The following is a 20,645-nucleotide window of genomic DNA, read 5'->3' as shown; positions in this document are numbered from 1 at the left end:
GGAGGCAGAGTCATGCGGATTTATCACGTTACGAAACCAGCAGACGACACAACAATTGATGCGCTCACCACCTTGATGATGGAACAGATGGAGCAGCTCAGCAGCCCGCCGATGCGCGAGGAACTGCGGGCAACCATTGCTCTATCTCTTGAGGATGGATGCGCCTCCGAATTTTTCGCAGCTGAGAAAAAGGGCGAGATCGTCGGGTGTGCGTTCTTCAACAAAGGCGTCGGTCTGGATAAAGGCGGATACTACCTCTGGTTGAACGAACTATACGTGAGAAAACAGGACCGGAAACAGGGAATTGCCCGAAAGCTGCTCCTCCGGGTACTTCAATGGGCCGAAGCGGAAGGCTTTAAAGGAATTGAATTGGAAACCGGAATGAACAACGAAGCAACGAAGCGGCTGTACAATTCCCTCGGCTTTTACGACATCGTGTCCAAACGGTACGGCCGGACCCTTTAACACCAGTACCATCGATTGACGACGCTCGAGAAGGAGGCCGCGGCCTTGAACCAGCGATTTTTAAAACTGACCATTTTTCTAAGCTCTTACTCCCCCATCTTCTACATTGCTGCAGTACGCCTTCATGAGGACATGCCGATTTCCACGGCGTTTCTGTACACGCTGCTTGCCGGAATTACCGTAATGACGGTAGTCAGCTTCATCCATGCGTACCATGGACTGTTCATGCATAAAAACAACCGTCAGAATCGACCCGAAGCCTATGTTCACGCACGAAGCGCCCAGCCGCTGAAGAATTCCCTCTTCACGGCGTACCTGGTGGCGTTCTTCCTGCCCATCATGAATACGGAATTCAACTCTCCGAGTGATACCATGACGTTTCTGCTGATTTTCGTCCTGCTTTTCGTGCTGTCGATGCAGACGACCATGTATTACTTTAATCCGCTCCTGCTGATTATCTTCGGCTATCAGGTATTCGAAGCAGAACTGCATGAAATCGAGGGCTCCCCCAACATGACACCGAAAAAATCCGTCATCATTACGAAAGAGCACCTGGAATTCTTTAATGATGATCCGGACATGCACCTCGTTCAGATCAAAGATGGCCTCTATTTTCACATCGATACCTTTGCTGAAAGCAAAGAAGGAGGCCCTGTGTCAGCCGATCATGAACTGCAGGGCAGTGAGCAGTAGAATGGTGCCGGCGACAACGACGAGCAGCGGGGCGCCGCGCCAGGCAAGGACTACCGCTGCAGCCCCGCCCGCAACACTCAGCAGCAGGCTGTCCATCGCATAAAGAATACCAGGGAATATTAATGCACCGAGTACCGCGTAAGGCACCCTTCCAAGCATGCGGCGAAGCCACTCCGGCCAGCCTTCCGTTGACAGGATCGTCAGCGGAAGCATCCTCGGTATGTACGTGACAACGGCCATGCCAATAATCATCCAGAAAATGGCTTCATTCAGCATGAGCCTCCCCCTTTCCAATGAACAGTTCATACAAGAGCAGCGAGGTGACGGAAGCGGCCATGAGAGCCCATCCTGTATCCAGCAGCTGCAGGTAAAGCCAGTTGGACAGCCCGGCGGTCAGCGCCAGCAGGAGGATGCTTCTGCCGGCCTGCTTGATAGAGGGGACCAAAAGCGCAATAAACAAGGCATACAAAGCGATTCCCATACTCTCCTGGAGCACTGCGGGAAGAAGCTCTCCGGTAAAGTACCCGATACCTGTAAACCCGACCCAGCTTCCGTACGCACTTACTCCGACGCCAAGAATATAGCCGGGTTTAACGGGCGCATCCGCCACGGAAGACACAGCGAACACTTCATCCGTCAAAAAGAAACTGAAAAAAGCACGCCCTTTTTTCGAAGAAGGCGCTGTTCGCTCATGAATGGAAGCGCTCATGAGCAGATGACGGAGATTCACGATGAAGGTGGCAGCGACGATCTCCAGAGCACCTGCGCTGACGGCAATCATGGAGATGGCCATATACTGTGCAGCCCCCGCAAACACCAGCATGCTCATCAGTACCGCCTCGACAGCCGTCAATCCTGTAGAACCTGCCAGTAATCCGAATGTGATAGCTACCGGCATATAGCCGAACGCGATCGGCACCCCCGCCGTCAGCCCTTGAATCACACTTCCCTGTTCGATTTTTTCATTATGTACAACGTCCACCGCCGCCGCCTCCTCTTTTGATCACATAAAAATCCCGCACGGGCCGGGGACCCGCTGCGGAATTTTGATCATCAATCGTATACTTTTGTGAATGTCTCCTCGACTTTCGGCAGGAGATCATCCCACTCGGCATCCGGAAGCTTGTTGACCGTAACAAAGTCTTGAAAGCCGAAGATGTTATCGACCCCTTCGAGCTGTAGCAGCTCTTTTGCCAGCGGGTGATCCGTTTCCTCCGCGCTTTTGAACGAAGCACTGCCGGATCCTTCAAAAAGCACCTGGTTTGCCGTAAATTTCATTGCGTTCGGGTTTGGTGTTGCGTCTGCTCTCACTTCTACTGCCATGAACAATGACCTCCTTAGTATCTACATCTTTTCGTATTTTATCATGCCTGCGGGATAAATGAAAAGGATTCAGAATGTCAGCTCTTTTGTCGTACGCAGCGCTTCTGCTTCCACCCCTTCCGTCGTCTCTGCAGGAATGCTCACCTGAATCTCCGCTGCCTCCTCGACAGAAACGCCTGCTTCTTCTCTGAATTCCTTCGTTTCGCCAGGCTGTAACAACACGGTTTCCAGCGCCTGTGTGAACATCCGGTCGTCTCCGTATGAATAGATTACCTCTTGCCCGGCATTGACGATGTGGAAATCAAGCATCTGTCCATCGCGGAAATCAAGGCGGATAGGATCCTCTCCAATGTTCTCCAATGTGACCATCACCACGAGGGCCTCTTCCGCTTCCTGCACATCCACCGTGACATATGCCTCCGGTGCCTCATCTGCACGGGAACAGGCTGACATCACGAAAAGCAGAATGAGCATCGGCGCAGCGCGCATTGGGAACCTCCTCTCCTGATTTCTTCATAAAACGAAGAGCCTCCAGCCTGACTGACGCAGGAGTGAGGCTGCTTCGCTGTCTATGCTTCGGGTCTCTTCTTCTGACTCCCTGCCGCTTCGGCTGCTGCTTTCACCCGAGCAGCTGAACTGCCGAAGCCCGCTTCCATTACGGCTGCCAGAGCGCCTTCTACAAACGCCGCATCCGCAATCGTGACCTGCTCCTCCATGCCGCTCATTTCAGCAGCAAGATCGGTGTTCATCCATGCGCTGCCGAGATCAAATAGCACGACAATTTCTTCCTCTTTCCAGGCCTGGAGCTTTGTGCTTATTGTATCGGGATCCGTACCGATGCCTCCACTGTCGCCGGCGGCGGCTTCGATATCAACATCAGGCTGCATCTGCTGCAGCAGTTCTTTCAGTCCTTCTGCAAGCTTCTCACTGTGGGAGACGAGCAGGATTTTCGTCATGAGTCACCGCTTTCCAGCACTTCTGCCAGGCTTTCAATCAACATTCTCGTAGAGACAGATCCCGGATCCAGATGGCCGATCGAACGGGCACCGAGGTAGGCAGCCCGGCCCTTTTTCGCCTGCATCTCTTTGGTGGCGTCGGCCGCTTCTGCTGTTTTCATCCTGACGTGCTGCCAGTCAATGTCCTCTTTTTCTTCTGCTGCTCTGACAACCGCTTCCCACACATCATACATCGTTTTTTCCCCACGTTCCGCCCTGCCTCGGGCCTGAACAGCGTCTGCCGCAGCACGAAGCATTGCTTTCACGTCCTCGTCCTCCAAAGTTTCTTTCCCTCCACAGGAGCCGCTCGCTTTCAGCATAGCTGATCCGTACAACGGGCCCGAAGCCCCGCCTACTTTACTAATAAAAGCGGTGGAAACAGCTTTCAGAACGTCTCCGGGAGTCTCAAATGTTTTCTCGTGCAGGACACCGGCGGCATGCTGCAGACCACGGTTCATGTTAATCCCGTGATCCCCATCACCGACTGCCTGATCCAGGTCCGTCAAATACTCTTTTGAACTCTCGATTTTCTTTTGAAAAGACAATATCCAGTTCACAGCATCTTGTTGATTCACATAATCTCCCCCTTGTGCTTCTGTTTATGCATCGGCTTCAGGCATTCCCGCTACCTTTTAAACGCGGTTGTATCCGCTGCAGCGGCGATCCATCGTTGACGGTCTTCGTTCATTTTCAGCAGCGTGACAGAGACACCCGCCATCTCGAGGGAGGTCATCCATTCTCCGACGATCGTTTCAGTCACTTTCACCCCTTTGTCTTTCAGCAGATGATGGACGGCTCGGCTGATAATGTATTGTTCCATCAGCGGAGTGGCCCCGAGGCCGTTGATGAGCAGCAGAACGTCCATGTCCGGCTCCAGCTTCATGTCCTGTTCGATTTTCTCCAGCAGTGCCGCTGCCGTTTCATCCGCGGATAACAGCCCGGTCCGCTCCACCCCAGGCTCTCCGTGAATGCCTGTTCCGATTTCCATTTCATCATCCGCCAGGGTGAAGCCCGGCTTTCCCGCCTCCGGAACGATACATGGCGTCAGGGACATCCCCATCGATTTGATGTCTTTGACGAGTTTCTCCGCTTCTTCTGCTATCTCCCCCAGAGAAGCCCCTTCTTCTGCCATAGCACCTAGAATTTTGTGGACCAGGACCGTCCCCGCAATCCCCCTTCTGCCGCTTGTAAAGGAGCTGTCTTCTACGGCGACATCGTCATTCACGACAACGTATTTGACGTCAATTCCTTCTGCTTCGGCCATCTCCGCTGCCATTTCAAAGTTCATGACATCGCCGGTATAGTTTTTAATGACGAGGAAGACGCCGCTGCCTCCGTCTACGGCCTTGACTGCCTCAAATACTTGATCGGGAGTCGGCGAAGTGAACACCTCACCGGATACTGCTGCATCGAGCATCCCTCTGCCGACAAACCCAGCGTGGGCAGGTTCATGACCGCTTCCTCCTCCACTGATGATTGCCGGCTTCCCCTGCACGGGAGCATCTTTTCTTACGAGGACTGTCGTTCCGTCAAGCCTCCGCAGCTCGTTCGGGTGGGAAAGCACCATGCCGTCCAGCATCTCATTAACGACTTCTGAGGCATTATTTATAAGTTTTTTCACTTTTGTATCCTCCTATATTTTGATTTAAAAAGGAAAAAATGTCATATCTTACGACGGAAAAGCCATCCTGAACTAGGATGGCTGAAGGACACGTCTACTCATTGTCCTTGATTCTTTGGTTGTAGTAGTTGACTGAGAACGTTGCTCCTTCATCAACCATGGAGTTATCCTCAAGATCTTCCGGATCAGAATAACCGACCTTTTCATAAAAGTCGTCTTTGTTATCTTCTTTCGTATCACCTTTGATTTCCGCCAATGCTCGCTGTGCGTAGTGATTGACTTTCTCACGATTCTCTTCTTTTCCGTAAAAGTATCCGGCTGCTGCGATTCCTGCAGCGGCGAGTGTTGTGATAATCCATTTAGCCATAATAAGTGGACCCTTTTTTGTCCACGTTCACCACCTTTCTATCAGAGTCAGTTCATTCAGGGGCGTCTGCCGATAATGAGGTTGACAATAGCAACCACTAGAGCGATGACGAGCAGGGTGTGTATTAGCCCGCCGCCGAGATCAATGCTGAATCCAAACAGCCACATAATCAGCAGAATAGCTACAATCGTCCAAAGCATAGCATCGACTCCTTTCGTGCGGTTCATCACTTTGTATCCTGATGCGGATCTGGGATGTGCCGTTCTATATAGACTATTGCCTGAATTTGAAATGCTGAAACGTGGTTTCCCATTATTTTTTCTTCTGTAGCCTTACGCGTCTTCTAGTCAGACCCTTCAGAACATGGGAGTACTCCATTTCACGAGAGGATACAGGGATGCTTTCTTATCCTAGTACAAACAAAACGCTTTCGACGATCCAAATCGAATCATCGAAAGCGTTTTTTACGTGCTGGAGAACTATATTGTCCCAGCCTCCCTGTGCTCAGCTGGAACAGAGCCTGCACCAGCTCCGGTTGTTTCTATCGGGAAGGCGTCCAGCCCTTCAGCTCATCGACCGTCTTGAGCTGGCTTTCCGGTCCGGCCACGTCTTCCCCGTCCCAGTCTGTCATTCCACCTTCGTAGTTAATGACATTGCTGTATCCCTGGCCTTTTAAAAACTGCGATACTTTATGGGATCTGTTCCCTCTACGGCAGACGAAAATATACTCTTTCTCTTTATCTAGGCCCTCCGTCAGCTGAGGCAGTGTCATCATCGGTACGAGCGGCACACCGGGAATGTGGCGCGCTTCATATTCCTCAGGTTCACGTACATCGATAATGACCTGGTTCTCACCAGGCTGTTGAAGAATATTCTTCAGTTCCTCTGTATTTATCTGTGTTATACCATCTACTTCGTGACTCATTTCCGAGCACCTCCATAAGAATACTTATTCCATTTTACCTTATTTCCGGCCCTCCGTAAACTCTCCGAGTCGTGCGGCAGCCCTTGCTGCTGCATCTTTATTACGGATTGCTTGCTGGTATCGAAAAGCAAAAACAAAAACGAAACCTTCTCAGGAGGGAGCGCGTCGACGCGAGAGGGGTCAAGCACCGTCCGAACATCCTCCTCGCAGCGCGGAGATCGTTGAAGGGAGCGCCCATTGGCAGGCGTCCGCCTGAAACGAAAGAAAAGATGCGACAGACATGAACCGCTGCCCTAACCTTTATTTTAGAACCAACGTTCCCTGCCTTGAGACAGATTCGCCGTCGTTTCTTACAAACAAAATGCTCTCGACGACCCCACATGGGTCATCGAAAGCGTCATTTACGTGCCGGAGAACGATGTTGTCCCAGCCTCTCGCAGCACACGAAGCCGCCGTCCCTCTCGATGAAAACGTGTGCCTTCTCATTACCCAAAAAAACAGTGCCAGAAGTCCGCTCCTTCTGACACCGTTCTCTTTCAGGGCAGTCGTGCCATTTGTCCAGCAGGTGAGGCCACCTTCGGACCATGAAGCACTCTACACTGATTTTTCAGAGGCTGCTCTCTGTGCAGATGCAATCCGGCGGCACGTTTCCCGCTTCATGAGCTTGTGCGGAATCAGCATTTTTTTCGCTTCCGCTCCGGGATGAAGAATTTTATCGATGAGCAGATTAGCAGCTTCGTATCCCAGGCTGTATATGTTGATATCCACTGTCGTCATCGGTGGAGCTGACAGTTCCGAGATCATCACGTTGTTAAAGCTGATGATGGAAATGTCATCAGGAACATGGATCTCCATTTCACTCAGCATCCTCATCACACCGAACGTCATGATATCATCCGCGACAATCATCGCCGTCGGTCGTTCGTTCAAGCTCATCAAATCAATGACGGCTTCCTGACCGCCTTCCTGCAGCTCTTCGTGGAAAACAATGAAATCGTTGTTCGGTTCCATACCTGCATTTTTCAAGGCGCGGTGGTACCCTTCCATGTGGTCAATCGTGACAACATTCTCCAGATTACCACCGATAAAAGCGATCCGCTTATGACCTAAAAGGAGCAGATACTCCGTCACCGTTTTCGCCGCTTTGAAGTTATCGTTGTTGACGTAAGTAACGTTTTGAAGCGTCTCATCGTAAGGTCTTCCGATAACGGTAAAGGGGAAGTCCTGCTCATGCAGGTACTTCATCACCTGATCATCCGCTTTGGAATACAGCAGGATAATCCCGTCCACTCTCTTTCCCTGCACCATGTGCTGTACTTCTTCAAAAATTTCTTCTTCCGACTGTCCCGTGGAAAGATATAACCCGTACTCCAGCTGATGCGCCTTGGTACTGATCCCCCGGATGACCTCAGGGAAAAATGGGTTCTGGAACGTTTTGTTCGCCGAATTCGGCATGACGACGCCGATGGTTTTCGTGGATTGATTGGCCAGGCTGCGGGCATTGAAGTTCGGATGATATCCCAGCTCCTGCATCGCCTCTCTCACTTTTTCTTTCGTTCTCTCGCTGATTCTCGGGCTGTCGGAGATCACACGGGAGACGGTTGATGGTGCGACCTTGGCTGCCCTGGCTACATCTTTAATGGTTACTGTCATCATGTGCACATCCCTTCTCTCCGGCTCAACAGCCGCCTTGTATAAAGACTCTCGTGCTTTCATTATACGTGACTATTCCCATCTGTGGAAAACGACAATCATTTCTTTCTTGTACAACCTTCCTGTCAACTCCGCTTCATCGACTGCGGCTCACGTCCAAGGACCGCTGCTTAACACAAAAGCGCAGAGCCGCCTTCACGCTGCTATGACATCTTTCTTAAGAAGTACAGAAAAGGGAAGGGAGGCCCCTTCCCTGATCGATGTCCATTATCCTTTTGTCGCACCGGCAGTCAGTCCTGAGATCAAGTACCGCTGCAGGAAGAGATAGACGACGGCAATCGGTACCGCAACCAGAATTGCTCCTGCGGCGAAGCGGGTGAAGTTGTTGGAAAATTCATCGTTGACGAAGTTGAATAAACCCAGTGCCAGTGTGAAGTTCTCCGGACTCCGCAGCACAATCCGCGGAAGGATAAAGTCCATGAACGGAGCCATGAAGTTGAACAGTGCCACAACAGCCAGGATCGGCTTCGCCAGCGGCAGCATGATCTGGAAGAAAATCCGCAGATGACCTGCGCCGTCAATTTTCGCCGATTCATCAAGCTCCCGAGGGATCGTGTCAAAGTACCCTTTTACAAGAAAGGCGTTCATTGGTATAGCAAAACCGATATAGACGAGAATCAGACCAATAAGGTTATCCAGCAGCCCTACCGTATTCAGCAGGATGTAGAGCGCCACCATGGCCATCAGAACCGGGAACATCTGCAGTAGAAGGAAGGCATAGAGCCCGTTCTTCCGTCCGACAAAGCGGTAGCGGGAGAAGGCATACGCCGTCAATCCGGTAATAAAGGTCGCGATCACGGTAACAGAGAAAGCAACAATGAGCGTGTTCCGATACCAGATCAGGTAATCACTGCGTTCGTCAAAGAACAACCAGCGGTAGTGCTCGAGCGTCGGCTCCTGAGGAATGAACGCAGAGCCGTAAAGGCTCGTACCTGCGTTCAGAGACAGGCCGAGTGCCCAGGCAAGCGGGTAGAGAATAATGACGAACATAATGGCAATAACAGTGTAGCTGCCAAGCAGTTCTAGGCGTTCTTTTTTCTTTTTATCCATAGGCTTTCGATTGGAAGCTGCCATTAGAAAGTCCCCTCCTCTTTGAAGGATCTGGAGCGGCGGAACATGAAGAATGCAAAGCCGGCGACCAGAAGCCCGAGTATAATCGATATCGCAGCAGCCATACTGAACTGCTGATTCTCAAATGTCAGACCATAAATCCAGGAGATCAGAATGTCGGTTCCCCCTGCGGTCTGTCCTCTGACAGCCGGACCACCCTGGTTGAATAAATAAATGATGTTAAAGTTGTTGAAGTTAAAGGAATACTGCATGATCAGCAGCGGGCCTGTCGCAAACATCACGTGCGGGAACGTAATGTGGCGGAACTTCTGCACGCGGCTTGCTCCATCGATATCAGCAGCTTCGTACCAGTCAGAGGAAATACTCTGCAGAACACCCGTGAACAGTGCGTAAACAAAAGGGAAACCAAGCCACACCTGAATCATGATAATGGCGATTCTTGTGTACGTCGCATCGGTCATCCATGGGACACCATCTCCAAACAGTGGCGCGATCAGCCCTGTGTTGATAACACCAAAGTTATCATTAAACATGGCGGAAAAAATGATGATCGTCGTGAATGCCGGTACGGCCCAAGGCAGGATGAAAACGGTACGGATCAGCTTTTTGAATTTAATGCGCGGATCATTGACGATCGTTGCAAGAAACAGAGCCAGAGCAATCTGAAGCGTCGTAGCCACAAACGTCCAGACGAGCGTCCAGGAAAGGACATTGATAAAGGTTGTGCGCCATTCCTCGATGGAGAAAAGCGCTGCGAAATTACTGAAGCCGACCCATTCAAGCAGATTCCCTGGTGGTGCGTTATATAAGTTATAGTTCGTAAAAGCCAGGGTCACCATGAACAGGAGCGGGAAAATAACAACGAATACCAGAAGGATAAAGCCCGGTCCAATGATTAAGTAAGGAAAACCAGTATCCCACGCGTTTTTAAATCCTTCCCGAATATTCGGCACCTGCCAGCCTAATTGAATTCTCTTTGCGTCTTTAAAAGCATCGCGTATGTTCATCGCGTAAAACCCGATGAAGAAAGTAAGCAGGATCACGGCCAGGATCCCGTTACTGATAAATACCCGCGAATCGTCCTGTCCCTGCTCCACGCCCAGCGTGACCAGTCCCTGGAGGCCTTCGGACAGAAAGTCGATAAAGGCGAAGACAAAAGCAGCAAAGAGAATGAATAAGGCAGCACCTTTCACAAACCGCTTATTGTAACCCTGCCCCAGACCAGGGATGATGGACAGCAGCGCAGCTACAGTCGGATTATGTTTTGGATTGACAAGCTTCATTCCGCTGTCGTGTTGATTATTTGCAGCCATACATGCTTCCTCCCGATTGTCTGAAAATAGCAGGGATTGGGGCGGGCCCCAATCCCCTACTTATTTCAGCAGATTATTGTTGCATGATAGAGATTTCGTCCTCGATCTGCTGGACAGCTTCATCCAGTACTTCTTGAGGGTCATCTCCCTGTGAAATGAATTCGAGCGCATCTGCGATCGGATCCCAAACCTGCGACATTTCTGGAATGTTCGGCATCGGCTCCGCGTATTCTGTCTGCTCGAAAATCGGCTCAAAGAATTCGTCATCCACATCTACTTCAGGGTGTGCCGGCAGCTCGCCTGCTTCTTCAAAGTAGTGTTCAGAGCTCTCTTCGTTAGTAATGAAGAGTGCCAGTTCTGTCGCCCAGTACTGCTCTTCGGAGTAGTTGTTTACGAGCCAGCCTTTGTTTCCAGAGAACGAGCTCAGCTGTTCGCCGTCAATCTCCGGCAGCGGTGCTGCACCGAGGCTGTCACCAAGAGCGTCTTCATAGTCCGGAATCGCCCAAGGACCGTTCACAACAACACCTACGTCACCGTCAGTAAAGAGGCCATCAACAATGTCACCATCGACGCCGGAAGGCATGTAGTCGTTCTCAAACCAAGATTGAATCATCTCAGCACCTTCTACTGCTCCATCCGTGTTCAGGCCGATGTCAGATGTGTCGTACACGCCATCCTCGTCCTGTTCAAATACGTACCCGCCCGGGGCCGTTAGGAACGGATAAGCGAAATAGAAGTCTGTTGCATTCATCAGGAAGCCGTACTGGTCTCCGTCTGTAAGGTCTTCTGCAATCTCATTCAAGTCGTCCATTGTTTGTGGAGCTTCATCTACAAGATCCTCGTTGTAGAAGAGGGCATAGGTTTCAACAACTGCAGGAATCCCGTACTGCGTTCCTTCAAAACTGAAGGAGGTGACTGCTTCTTCGTTGTATCCATCAAGCCGTGACTGCTGGTCGTCCGTCAGATCGAGCTCTGCTGCGAGTCCTTGAAGCGTGACATCTCCGAGACGGTCATGCGGCTGGAAGAAAAGATCTGGTCCTTGGCCGGACGGACCGTCCAGTGACATCCCTTCTGTCTGGTCCAGCATGTCGTATGGAGTGATGCTGACTTCAATGCCGTATTCATCTTCAAAATTAGCTACGATGTCTTCATAAGCACCAAGCTGATTGTCCTCGTCGTTCACCCACATCGTCAATTCTTCCGGCTGTTCCGGTGCGTCCGGGTCGTCCGCTGCATTTCCGTCAGCGTCGTTTCCGTCATCGTTGTCCGCGTCGTTGTCTGCGTTGTTATTATCATTGCCGTTCTCGACGTTATTATTCATGTTGTCGTTGTTGTCGTTCACTTCGACATTGCCACCATTATTATCGGCTCCGCCGTCGTTACCATTTTCCTCTGCGTTGTTATCATTGCCGCACGCCATCAGCGCAAGCGACATAACTGGTACCATTCCGAGCGTGTACATGAGTGATCTGCTTCTTTTCATTACTACTTTTCCCCCTCAAGAATAATGTATTAACGGTGCACCGTTATGACAGCGTTTTCCGGAATCGTTTGCACAATGAAGACAAAAAAATAGAAACCCGGTTATGCTGCTCTTTTCTCTTTTCACGTTGGAAGCGCAAAAGAGACAACCGTTTGCACCTGAAGCTTTGATGCAAAGGCGCCCTTGGTGAAAACAAGGTGAAACCGTTTGCATCGCTTATGTTTATAATATACTATGGGCTTTATTAAAACACAACCCTTTTTTTATTTTTCCTTGATATTCCTTTCCGCAACCGTATGCACCAATGTTCCAACAAAGTCGATGCGGCGCACTGCCAAGGCCCTGATGCCGTTCTTCTCATCAACAGCACGGTGCAGCGTACATCGTTTTATCTCCATACATTGTTGGTCATGCGACCAGCTGCAGTCAGGGATGGCCCGCGCAGACGTGCGTTCATCCAACGCTTTCTCCCATGCCGATCTTCTCCTATGCAGTCGAAGCGTCGAGGATGCCCCGCAGTCTTTTCACTTCCATCATCAGCTGTTCCTGACTTTTCTGCTGTCCGGCTGTGTGCTGATCCACGCTGCTGCTTTTTCTCTGCAGCTCTACAGCACTGTCTGCCAGGGACGTCACGGCCTGGACTACTTCTTCGATCGATTGGTTAATCTGTTCCACAGAAGCGGATATATCCTGCTGGTTTCTCCCGATGATAGTGTGTTCTTCGTCCATTTCTTTAAAAACGTCCGATGCCTCCTCCGTTTTTTTCTGCGTCACTTCCATTTTCTCCTCAAAAGCAGAGAATACCTCGGCTGTCTCCCGGATACCGCCGACCGCCGCTGACAAGGATTCCCGTATCCGCTGGGAAAAGCTGTTGGTATCATTAGAAAGCTTTCGAATCTCTTCTGCCACCACAGCAAAGCCCCTGCCCGCTGCTCCCGCTTTAGCAGCTTCAATGGACGCATTGATAGCAAGCAGGTTCGTCTGATCGGTAATGGTGTCAATGCCGGCCAGGAAGTCCTGCATCTGCCCCATCTGCTGCTCCGCTGCTCTCCCTTTTTCAGCTGCAGCTTTCGCTTCGGCAGTCAAATCGGCTGCAGACTCGCTCACCTGATGCATCATGACGCTCCCTTCCCGGGAACGGTGCCGCAGGTGGTCCATTTTATGGGTCATCTGCTGAATCGAACTATCAATTTCCTGTGCGCCGGCAGATACCTCTTCAGATACGGCGGATATAGAAGCTGTATGGTCTACCTGTTGGCTGAGGCTCGTTTCCAGGTCCGTCGTCAATGCGTTCATCTGGACGACAGCACGCCCTTGATCGTCAGCCATATGAGAGAGCGTATCGGAGGCATGTGCTACTTCCATGCCGACACTCGATTCATGATGCTGATGCTCGGCAATCCGCCTTCCCATCTGTTCCAGTTCCTCGTCGATACGGCCGAACTCATCTTTCCTTGCTGCCTGCTCGAATGCAAACTGACTCTGCTTATACGCGTGAATCCGCTTCATCACATGCGCCGTTCCTCGTTTAAAGCTCCTTGCAAACAAAAGAAGCGCCGTCAGCGGAAGCAGAAGCAGGAGGGCCAGGCCTGCCAGAACAATGAATTCCGCTGTCTGCAGCGCTGTCTCGAGTGACGAGGCAGCTGCCTCCCGATCGGACTCTATTGTGCTCTGCATCCGCTCATCTGCATTGGACAGCTGTTCCTGCATTCTTGTTATTCCCGGCATGATCCTGGATTCGATCTGTTCAGCCTCTTCACCTACGAAGACAGAAGAAAAATGCTCTTCATAATGACGGGCATAAGTATCCAGCGGCTCTTCCAGAAAGGCGAGAAAATGAGCAGTTTCACTGTCTGCCGGCACTTCAGTTGATAGCCCCTCGAGAAGCGTCTCTCCACTTTCAAGCATTCCCTCCATTTCCTCGATCAAGTCTTCTGAATAGCCGCCGGACGTCAACTGCATCTGCACAAGACTAAGGTCATTGATCGTGTTTACAAGCTGATTGTAATCCTGCTGAAAAGCAGCTGTCTCATCAGCTGCAGCATGCTCCTGCTGCACCTGCTGCGTATAATAGTAGATAAACCCGCCGGTCAGAACACAGACAGCGGTGATTGCAGCCGTCAGTATGTATAATTTCCCTGCCATACTCAGAGCATACTTGTTTTTCTTCCCATTCATTCCCATCCCCCCTGCTTGCGCAAAGCTTTGTCTGCGGAACGTCCGTCTACGGCAAAGAAGGACAACCGTTTGCGCTTCGAGGAAATTATATCATGCAACCCTTTTCATTTCTATTGTTTTTTCAATTTTATTCATTCCTTATGCTCATACGACGGTAGGATGCAGGGCTCACCCCTTCTCGTTTTTTAAATATTTTCGAGAAGTATGATGCATCTTTGTATCCACATGCTTCTGCGATCGCCTGATGATGTTCATTCGTCTGTTCCAGCTGCTGCTTCGCTTTTTCCAGGCGGCAGGTATGCAGATACTCTACCGGGGACATGCCGAGCCTGTTTCGCAGCGCCCTGCTGAGATAATCCGGGTGATACATCAGGGCAGAAGCCGCTTGTTTTAATGTGAAATCAGCATCAGCAAAGTGGGTATGGATGTAATCTGCGAGCAGATCAGCCGCCTGCTGCGCTCCCGTCTTTTTTTCGTCTCTCTCCTGCTGGAGAAAAAGGAGAATATCCATGAAGCGGGTCTGCTGCTTTAAGCGGGTGGACGGACTGACACTGTCACTCGTGGAAAAAAGCTCTTCAAACATCTGCCTCAGCCTTGCCGCTTCCTGAACCTCCCCCTGCTGCGGGATTGACAGCATGATTTCATCCGGCTGATGGTGGTCCGCTTTTCGACGAAGTCTCGCGGCCCAGTCCGGCTTTTCCGAAGCGGTCCACCAAACGGGAATAAAATAAAAGTGGCACCAGAAGAAAATCGTCTCTTCTGCGCACGGCCTGCTGCCGTTATGGTGCCTTCCCGGAAGCAGTATGTAGTAATGCCCCTCCGGTATACGGATTTCCTGATTATCTTCCATCATAGCCAGCTCTCCCTGCAGCACGAACAACATATCAAATAGATGAAATTTTCTGCTGAAATGTTGTCTCCCTGCAGCAAACCTTCCCCGACCGCCTTTTACATAGACTGGCAGCGGCGGCGCAGTTGAACATATAACCATGTGCATCCCCCTTGTTTATCGGATATGTACTATTTTCATCGGTTTCTTCCTCTATAATCTAGAAGTCTCAACGCTGTATCATGACGGTATGTTGTCTTGCTGGACCGGAAAGGATTTTTGATTATGTCGCGGAAACAACAAAATCTCAGCTTATTTGTGCTCACCTGGCCGATTTTCATTGAACTGCTGCTCCATATGCTCATGGGGAATGCCGATACACTCATGCTCAGCCAGTATGACGACCGTGCGGTTGCGGCTGTCGGGGTTTCCAATCAGATTATGGGGATCGTCATCGTGATGTTCGGCCTCATTGCACAGGGAACGACGATTATTACCGCTCAGCATCTCGGGGCCTCAGACCCCGGCAGAGCAGGGAAAACAGCGGTAACGGCCGTCTACATGAATATTGCTGCAGGGATAGCCTTGAGCCTTGTTTTGATTTTTGGCGGCCGAACGATCCTCGGCTGGATGGGCATTCCTGCTGAATTGATGGACACCGCCCTCAACTACCTGCAGATCGTCGGTGGATTCGCCTTTGTTCAGGCGTGTATTATGACGGTGGGAGCAGTATTGAAAAGCCATCAGTTCACTAAAGATGTGATGTATATTACCCTTGGCATGAATGTGCTGAATGTGATCGGTAACTATATCCTCATTTTCGGTGCCTTCGGTGCCCCTTCGATGGGCGCTGCTGGTGTTGCAGTAAGTACTGCTGCTGCGAGAGGAATCGGCCTGATCGTCCTTTTCTGGCTCCTGGTCAGGAAGGTGAAAACACCCCTCCCATGGCTGTATCCCCTTACCCGTCTGCCGGCAGCAGAATTCCAGGCCTTGATGCGGATAGGCATTCCGACGGCCGGAGAGCAGGTCTCCTATCAGGCATCCCAGCTCGTGCTGACTTACTTTACGGCAGGCCTCGGAACCGCTGCACTGACTACGAGAGTATATACGTTGAATATTATCATGTTTTCGCTGCTGTTTTCTCTCGCCATTGCTCAGGGAACGCAAATTCTTGTCGGACGCCTCGCTGGGGAAAGAAGGTACGACGCAGCCTACAGACGCTGTCTGCGAAGCTTAAGAGCTGCGATGGGTATTTCCACTTTTGCTGCTGCGATGTTTTATCTGTTTGGAGATGCGATTCTGTCCATTTTTACGTCAAACGAAGATATTATCCGTTCCGGCACCATGCTGCTGCTTCTGACGATACTACTTGAACCTGGAAGAGCATTCAATCTTGTTATCATTAATTCCCTGCGGGCTGCCGGCGACGTGCGCTACCCGGTCTACATCGGAATCCTGTCCATGTGGGGTATTGCCGTCACCGTTTCGTGGACAGCAGGCATCTGGCTCGGCCTCGGGCTTGCCGGCATCTGGATTGGCATGGTGCTGGATGAATGGATCCGAGGTCTCCTCATGCTCCGCAGATGGCGCAGCAGAAAGTGGGAGCACATGGGGTTCGTAGAGCCGGCAACCGGGGAGGAGTCTGCGGAAGACGCAGCTCCTTCCGACAGGCACGCCTAGCGCCGGCCTTTCGTCGGTTCCCTGCTGTTCTAGGACTGAGGATGTTCTGGCACTGTAACAATCCAGGCTGCAATGCGGTCAGCACTATGATGAGTAGGGGGCCGACGCTGTGACACAGGTACTGCGAGCTCAGGGAATGTTTTGACATCTTCTCTTCTATCTGATTAAATGAAGAGGAATATTACGTTTTGTAATATCCATCATTTATATGCAAAAGGGGGAATTTTAAGTGAAAAAAGTAACTTCACTGTCTGCACTGATCGTGTCCGGCGCCCTTGTTATGGCTGCCTGCGGCGACAACAACGGAGATGACAACAACAACAACGCTCCAGCCGATGATAACAACAATGCAGTCGAAAACAACGCGGATAACAATGCCGATGACGACATGAACGACATGAACAACGACAACGATGCAGATGACAACAACGCCAACAACAATGATGCAGATAACGGTGAGGCCGGCGAGGCCGGAGACATCAGCAACCTGCAGCTGGGTACAGGTTCCACCGGCGGTACTTATTATCCTCTTGGTCAGGAAATTGCGACAACTATCAACAACAACATTGAAGAATATGATGACTTCGACTTGAGTGCGGTATCTTCCGGTGCTTCCGTCGACAACATCTCCAGCATTTTCCAGGGAGAAATGGATATGGGAATGACGGTTCACCTTCCAGCCCTGAACTCGCTGACAGGCGAAGGTGACTTTGAAGGTGTCGAAGTGGACAACTTCGGCTTCATGGGTCACATTTATCCGGAAGTGATGCAGATTGTCATTCCAGAAGACAGCGAATTCGAGTCTGTTGAAGATCTTGAAGGTGCCTCGATCGCCATCGGACCACCTGGAAGCGGTACGCAGGAAGCGGCCCGTCTGATTCTGGAAGCCTACGGACTTGAAGAAGGCGACTATGAAGTATATGAAGAAGGCTTCGGCGACGCCCAGGGCCGTATTCAGGATGGTCAGCTGGATGCTTCCTTCGGACTCCTCGGCCTGCCGGCAGGCGGCATTGAAGAGCTCGCAGCGTCTGCAGATATCGACCTGCTTCCGCTGACTGATGAAGGTCTGGACTATGTCGAAGAAAACAGCGGCTATGCTGCCTTCGATATTCCTGCTGACTCGTACGATTTCCTTGATGAAGATGTACAGGCGATTACCGCTTATGCCATCATGGTAGGCTCCCTGGACAGCATCGATGAGGATCTTGGCTACGAGATCACAAGAGCGATGTTCGAACACGCAGAGGACATCACGCATCCACAGGGGGAAGCAATCACACAAGAAGATGCACTTCTTGGCTCTGACGGGCTGCCAATGCATCCTGGTGCAGAGCGATACTTTGAAGAAGAAGGCATTCTCGACTAAGCAGAACGCTTTCCATGAGACCGGACGCACCGTCCGGTCTCGTTCCTTTCTGCCGTGCGCAGCAGCTCTGTCTGAGGCAGAACTTCGACGAAAGGCCAGGAGACTCTCCTTCCCTTTCGTCGATTTGCGTACCGGCAAGGCTGAAATGTGAGGTGAGCAGCATGACGGATGCTAAAAAACAGGAGGAACTGCTATCCGAAGAAGAAAAGCAGGAAGTTATCTCAAAATACGATAAAGAATCATCATTTCGGCAGGATACCGGCAAGTGGGCCTGGGTTATCACCTTTATTGCAGTATCCCTGACGGTATTCCACTTATACAGATCATTTCCGGGGATCGGTCCAATCGGGGGCGGCCCACTCGTCTCGCTGATGCAGGGGGCTGTTCATTTAGGAACGGCGATGGGCCTTATTTTTCTTCTTTATCCATTCCGCAGGTCCGGTCAGAAGAAAAGAGGAGTCCCGTGGTATGATGTCATCCTCGCCTTTGCTTCGATGGCAAGCTGTTATTACATTCTGTTCCGCTATGACTGGATCACCGGCGGTGCACGAATTCTTGGATTTACTACCATTGACATTGTTTTTGCAACTATCGGTATTGTGCTGCTTCTAGAAGCAACGCGCCGTGCTGTCGGTATTCCTATTGTGGTTATCGGTACACTCGCGATTCTGTATGGGATGTTCGGTACGAATATTCCTTATTTTGGACACGGCGGATTCGACTGGAGCGGCCTTTCCAGAAGACTGTTTTACTCTTCTGACGCCATTTTCGGTACGCCGATCCAGATATCTTCGACCTATATATACTTATTCCTGTTCTTCGGGGTCATGCTGACGAAGACAGGCGTCGGCCAGTACTTTAATGACCTGGCCTTTGGACTGACCGGCCGTTTTACGGGCGGCACAGCCAAGGCGGCCGTTGCAGCCTCTGCGATGCAGGGCACCATCACCGGAAGTTCGGTTGCCAACACGGTAGCATCGGGCTCCTTCACCATCCCGATGATGAAACGGGCGAAGTTCCGCCCCGAGTTTGCGGCGGCAGCCGAAGCCTCCGCCTCCACTGGCGGACAAATCATGCCTCCGATCATGGGTGCTGCTGCCTTTATTATGGCCGAATACGTGTCGACGGTATCCTACAGTGATATCATCATCATTGGTATTATACCGGCCTCCCTTTATTTTGCCGGGGTCTTCATGGGTACCCACTTTGAAGCAAAGCGGTTCGGGATCACGGGACTTCCTAAAGAGGAACTTCCTTCGAAATCCGGGCTGTTAAAAGGGTCTTACCTGCTGCTTCCACTGATTGTGATTGTCACCATGCTGGTCAACGGATTCACGCCGATGTACGCAGCACTGACAGGCATTGGGACAGCGTTTGTAGTGGGGTATGTCCGCCGCGAAACACGGATGGGCCCGAGAGATATTCTCGACGCTCTCGAACAGGGAGCGAAAATCGCCCTCCCGGTTATCGCTGCCTGTGCCACTGCCGGGATCATTGTCGGAACCGTTGTCTTTACCGGACTCGGCGGACGTATTGCCGGCGGACTGCTGGCACTCGCAGGAGACAACCTCTTTTTGCTGATGTTCTTTACGATGATTGCCTGTATTCTTCTTGGTATGGGACTGCCGACGACAGCAAACTATGTCGTAACAGCTTCTATGGCTGCGCCGGCTCTGATTGATTTCGGCGTACCAGAGATTGCAGCGCACTTCTTCGTCTTCTACTTCGGTATTGTCGCGGACATCACGCCGCCTGTCTGTCTGGCCGCCTATGCAGGAGCAGGGATAGCCAAGGCCAATCCGATGCGGGCGGGGGTGACCGCCTTCAAGCTCGCCATCGCTGCCTTTATCATTCCGTATGCCTTTGTCTACAATCCACAGCTGCTGCTGGTGGATGCAGATGCGGTAACGGTCGCTTACTTGATAGTGACAGCGATGATCGGCATGGCCGCCGTCAGTGCAACCATGATGGGATACTTCTTCAACACGTTCAAATGGTATGAACGTATCCTGCTGTTTGCAGCCGGGATCATGCTCATCTATCCGGAGAATTTCCTCATCGAAGGTTCCGGACTGGGTCTCTTTATCCTGATTGCCGTTGTTCAAACGCTGCGTAAGCGAAAGCAGCAGTAATCGAAAATGCCGAGCAGGAGAAACGGTGTCTCTTCTCCTGCTCAATACTGCAGCGCAGCGACCGTTCACAAATCCAGGATTAAAAAGCAGTAATCCATGTTGATAAGTGCCTTCCGCAGACAGAGCTTCTGCTCTCGCTGTTCCCACGGACTTGCCGTTTCCCCGTATCGCGGTGAACGGACTGCTTTCTTTCTGTTTTCAAATGAAACGCTGCTGACGATCCTTCCTGGTTCGTCAGCAGCGTTTTTTGCTTTTTTCGTTCCTGCCCCGGAAGGGCTAATTGGACGCTGCAGGTGATGATAGACGGGGTGTGCTTTTCGTTCTTCTCGAATCGCCGCCTCCTACTAAGAGGGCTTTCCTATGTCTTTGAAGAACAGTTGGAACATGGAACACGCGGCACTTCCTCTTTCCGCACGGCGGGAGACAAAGCATGGCAGGACTTCCCTAATGGCTGCGGGCACACCGGGAGCTGCTATGCCGCTCTGCCTCCT

The 20,645-nt window shown here is 51.3% G+C and carries 22 protein-coding genes; 5 read left to right on the top strand and 17 right to left on the bottom strand.

Features of this window, described 5'->3' with window-relative positions; translation table 11 throughout:
- The first annotated feature begins 12 nt into the window (after positions 1–12).
- Positions 13–465, top strand: coding sequence for a GNAT family N-acetyltransferase (locus G477_RS0107180; RefSeq protein WP_026697367.1), 453 nt, complete (start codon positions 13–15; stop codon positions 463–465).
- A gap of 45 nt (positions 466–510) precedes the next feature.
- A complete protein-coding gene (locus G477_RS0107175; RefSeq protein ID WP_026697366.1) occupies positions 511–1,158 on the top strand; it encodes a hypothetical protein in 648 nt (215 codons plus the stop codon).
- Here the strand turns inward: G477_RS0107175 and G477_RS0107170 are convergent.
- The 17 genes from G477_RS0107170 to G477_RS0107090 form a co-directional block, all read right to left on the bottom strand.
- Positions 1,123–1,434, bottom strand: a complete 312-nt coding sequence (locus G477_RS0107170; RefSeq protein ID WP_051287783.1) for an AzlD domain-containing protein — start codon at positions 1,432–1,434, stop codon at positions 1,123–1,125. The genes G477_RS0107175 and G477_RS0107170 overlap by 36 nt on opposite strands.
- The gene (locus G477_RS0107165) at positions 1,424–2,140 is read right to left on the bottom strand and encodes an AzlC family ABC transporter permease (RefSeq protein WP_051287781.1); all 717 of its coding nucleotides are present in this window, start codon (positions 2,138–2,140) and stop codon (positions 1,424–1,426) included. Before G477_RS0107165 ends, G477_RS0107170 begins: the two co-directional genes overlap by 11 nt.
- A 71-nt stretch (positions 2,141–2,211) precedes the next feature.
- Positions 2,212–2,481 (bottom strand): NifU N-terminal domain-containing protein, encoded by a 270-nt coding sequence (locus tag G477_RS0107160; protein ID WP_026697363.1) that lies wholly within the window; start codon positions 2,479–2,481, stop codon positions 2,212–2,214.
- A 69-nt stretch (positions 2,482–2,550) separates the two neighbouring features.
- Complete coding sequence (locus tag G477_RS18995) at positions 2,551–2,970, bottom strand: BsuPI-related putative proteinase inhibitor (RefSeq protein ID WP_035211469.1); 420 nt, start codon at positions 2,968–2,970, stop codon at positions 2,551–2,553.
- An 80-nt stretch (positions 2,971–3,050) separates the two neighbouring features.
- Entirely contained in the window at positions 3,051–3,437 is a 387-nt protein-coding gene (dhaM, locus tag G477_RS0107150; protein WP_026697362.1) for a dihydroxyacetone kinase phosphoryl donor subunit DhaM, read from the bottom strand.
- Entirely contained in the window at positions 3,434–4,051 is a 618-nt protein-coding gene (gene dhaL, locus G477_RS0107145; RefSeq protein WP_051287779.1) for a dihydroxyacetone kinase subunit DhaL, read from the bottom strand. The genes dhaM and dhaL overlap by 4 nt, the downstream gene beginning before the upstream one ends.
- Positions 4,052–4,101: 50 nt before the next feature.
- Positions 4,102–5,097, bottom strand: coding sequence for a dihydroxyacetone kinase subunit DhaK (gene dhaK / locus G477_RS0107140; RefSeq protein ID WP_026697360.1), 996 nt, complete (start codon positions 5,095–5,097; stop codon positions 4,102–4,104).
- Positions 5,098–5,191: 94 nt separating this feature from the next.
- Positions 5,192–5,464 (bottom strand): hypothetical protein, encoded by a 273-nt coding sequence (locus G477_RS18990; RefSeq protein WP_035211466.1) that lies wholly within the window; start codon positions 5,462–5,464, stop codon positions 5,192–5,194.
- Between the two features lie 56 nt (positions 5,465–5,520).
- Complete coding sequence (locus G477_RS21170; protein WP_245575419.1) at positions 5,521–5,691, bottom strand: lmo0937 family membrane protein; 171 nt, start codon at positions 5,689–5,691, stop codon at positions 5,521–5,523.
- 314 nt (positions 5,692–6,005) lie between these two features.
- Positions 6,006–6,389 carry a rhodanese-like domain-containing protein gene (locus G477_RS0107125; protein ID WP_026697359.1) on the bottom strand — a complete coding sequence of 128 codons (384 nt, stop codon included), beginning with the start codon at positions 6,387–6,389 and terminating at the stop codon, positions 6,006–6,008.
- 594 nt (positions 6,390–6,983) lie between these two features.
- Positions 6,984–8,042 (bottom strand): LacI family DNA-binding transcriptional regulator, encoded by a 1,059-nt coding sequence (locus G477_RS0107115; protein WP_026697357.1) that lies wholly within the window; start codon positions 8,040–8,042, stop codon positions 6,984–6,986.
- Between the two features lie 267 nt (positions 8,043–8,309).
- Positions 8,310–9,152, bottom strand: a complete 843-nt coding sequence (locus tag G477_RS0107110; RefSeq protein WP_026697356.1) for a sugar ABC transporter permease — start codon at positions 9,150–9,152, stop codon at positions 8,310–8,312.
- Positions 9,153–9,175: 23 nt separating this feature from the next.
- Positions 9,176–10,486 carry a sugar ABC transporter permease gene (locus tag G477_RS0107105; protein ID WP_051287777.1) on the bottom strand — a complete coding sequence of 437 codons (1,311 nt, stop codon included), beginning with the start codon at positions 10,484–10,486 and terminating at the stop codon, positions 9,176–9,178.
- 73 nt (positions 10,487–10,559) lie between these two features.
- Entirely contained in the window at positions 10,560–11,969 is a 1,410-nt protein-coding gene (locus tag G477_RS0107100) for a sugar ABC transporter substrate-binding protein (protein WP_026697354.1), read from the bottom strand.
- A 263-nt stretch (positions 11,970–12,232) separates the two neighbouring features.
- Positions 12,233–12,430, bottom strand: coding sequence for a hypothetical protein (locus tag G477_RS21165; protein ID WP_156897303.1), 198 nt, complete (start codon positions 12,428–12,430; stop codon positions 12,233–12,235).
- A gap of 25 nt (positions 12,431–12,455) precedes the next feature.
- A complete protein-coding gene (locus tag G477_RS0107095) occupies positions 12,456–14,147 on the bottom strand; it encodes a methyl-accepting chemotaxis protein (RefSeq protein ID WP_026697353.1) in 1,692 nt (563 codons plus the stop codon).
- Positions 14,148–14,274: 127 nt separating this feature from the next.
- Complete coding sequence (locus tag G477_RS0107090; RefSeq protein ID WP_026697352.1) at positions 14,275–15,138, bottom strand: helix-turn-helix transcriptional regulator; 864 nt, start codon at positions 15,136–15,138, stop codon at positions 14,275–14,277.
- 123 nt (positions 15,139–15,261) lie between these two features.
- On the opposite strand from G477_RS0107090, the gene G477_RS0107085 reads away from it, so the two are divergent.
- The 3 genes from G477_RS0107085 to G477_RS0107075 all read left to right on the top strand — a co-directional run bounded on the left by G477_RS0107085 (position 15,262) and on the right by G477_RS0107075 (position 20,154).
- On the top strand, positions 15,262–16,656 hold the full coding sequence (locus G477_RS0107085; RefSeq protein ID WP_026697351.1) for an MATE family efflux transporter: 1,395 nt from the start codon (positions 15,262–15,264) through the stop codon (positions 16,654–16,656).
- Positions 16,657–16,885: 229 nt separating this feature from the next.
- On the top strand, positions 16,886–18,022 hold the full coding sequence (locus G477_RS0107080; RefSeq protein ID WP_026697350.1) for a TAXI family TRAP transporter solute-binding subunit: 1,137 nt from the start codon (positions 16,886–16,888) through the stop codon (positions 18,020–18,022).
- Between the two features lie 161 nt (positions 18,023–18,183).
- Positions 18,184–20,154 carry a TRAP transporter permease gene (locus G477_RS0107075; RefSeq protein WP_026697349.1) on the top strand — a complete coding sequence of 657 codons (1,971 nt, stop codon included), beginning with the start codon at positions 18,184–18,186 and terminating at the stop codon, positions 20,152–20,154.
- Positions 20,155–20,645: the final 491 nt, after the last annotated feature.

Origin of the sequence: Alkalicoccus chagannorensis DSM 18086 (assembly GCF_000429725.1) — a bacterium.
GTDB lineage: Bacteria > Bacillota > Bacilli > Bacillales > Salisediminibacteriaceae > Alkalicoccus > Alkalicoccus chagannorensis.
The sequence above is the reverse complement of the archived record's forward strand: the minus strand, read 5'-3'. Positions and strand labels throughout refer to the sequence as shown.

What these genes read in the sequence shown, in the direction of transcription:
- G477_RS0107180 (WP_026697367.1), top strand. Translation starts at nt 13, where the DNA reads ATGCGGATTTATCACGTTACGAAACCAGCAGACGACACAACAATTGAT.
- G477_RS0107170 (WP_051287783.1), bottom strand. Translation starts at nt 1,434, where the DNA reads ATGCTGAATGAAGCCATTTTCTGGATGATTATTGGCATGGCCGTTGTC.
- G477_RS0107160 (WP_026697363.1), bottom strand. Translation starts at nt 2,481, where the DNA reads ATGGCAGTAGAAGTGAGAGCAGACGCAACACCAAACCCGAACGCAATG.
- G477_RS18995 (WP_035211469.1), bottom strand. Translation starts at nt 2,970, where the DNA reads ATGCGCGCTGCGCCGATGCTCATTCTGCTTTTCGTGATGTCAGCCTGT.
- dhaM (WP_026697362.1), bottom strand. Translation starts at nt 3,437, where the DNA reads ATGACGAAAATCCTGCTCGTCTCCCACAGTGAGAAGCTTGCAGAAGGA.
- G477_RS18990 (WP_035211466.1), bottom strand. Translation starts at nt 5,464, where the DNA reads ATGGCTAAATGGATTATCACAACACTCGCCGCTGCAGGAATCGCAGCA.
- G477_RS21170 (WP_245575419.1), bottom strand. Translation starts at nt 5,691, where the DNA reads ATGAACCGCACGAAAGGAGTCGATGCTATGCTTTGGACGATTGTAGCT.
- G477_RS0107125 (WP_026697359.1), bottom strand. Translation starts at nt 6,389, where the DNA reads ATGAGTCACGAAGTAGATGGTATAACACAGATAAATACAGAGGAACTG.
- G477_RS0107115 (WP_026697357.1), bottom strand. Translation starts at nt 8,042, where the DNA reads ATGACAGTAACCATTAAAGATGTAGCCAGGGCAGCCAAGGTCGCACCA.
- G477_RS0107110 (WP_026697356.1), bottom strand. Translation starts at nt 9,152, where the DNA reads ATGGATAAAAAGAAAAAAGAACGCCTAGAACTGCTTGGCAGCTACACT.
- G477_RS0107105 (WP_051287777.1), bottom strand. Translation starts at nt 10,486, where the DNA reads ATGGCTGCAAATAATCAACACGACAGCGGAATGAAGCTTGTCAATCCA.
- G477_RS0107100 (WP_026697354.1), bottom strand. Translation starts at nt 11,969, where the DNA reads ATGAAAAGAAGCAGATCACTCATGTACACGCTCGGAATGGTACCAGTT.
- G477_RS0107095 (WP_026697353.1), bottom strand. Translation starts at nt 14,147, where the DNA reads ATGAATGGGAAGAAAAACAAGTATGCTCTGAGTATGGCAGGGAAATTA.
- G477_RS0107090 (WP_026697352.1), bottom strand. Translation starts at nt 15,138, where the DNA reads ATGGTTATATGTTCAACTGCGCCGCCGCTGCCAGTCTATGTAAAAGGC.
- G477_RS0107085 (WP_026697351.1), top strand. Translation starts at nt 15,262, where the DNA reads ATGTCGCGGAAACAACAAAATCTCAGCTTATTTGTGCTCACCTGGCCG.
- G477_RS0107075 (WP_026697349.1), top strand. Translation starts at nt 18,184, where the DNA reads ATGACGGATGCTAAAAAACAGGAGGAACTGCTATCCGAAGAAGAAAAG.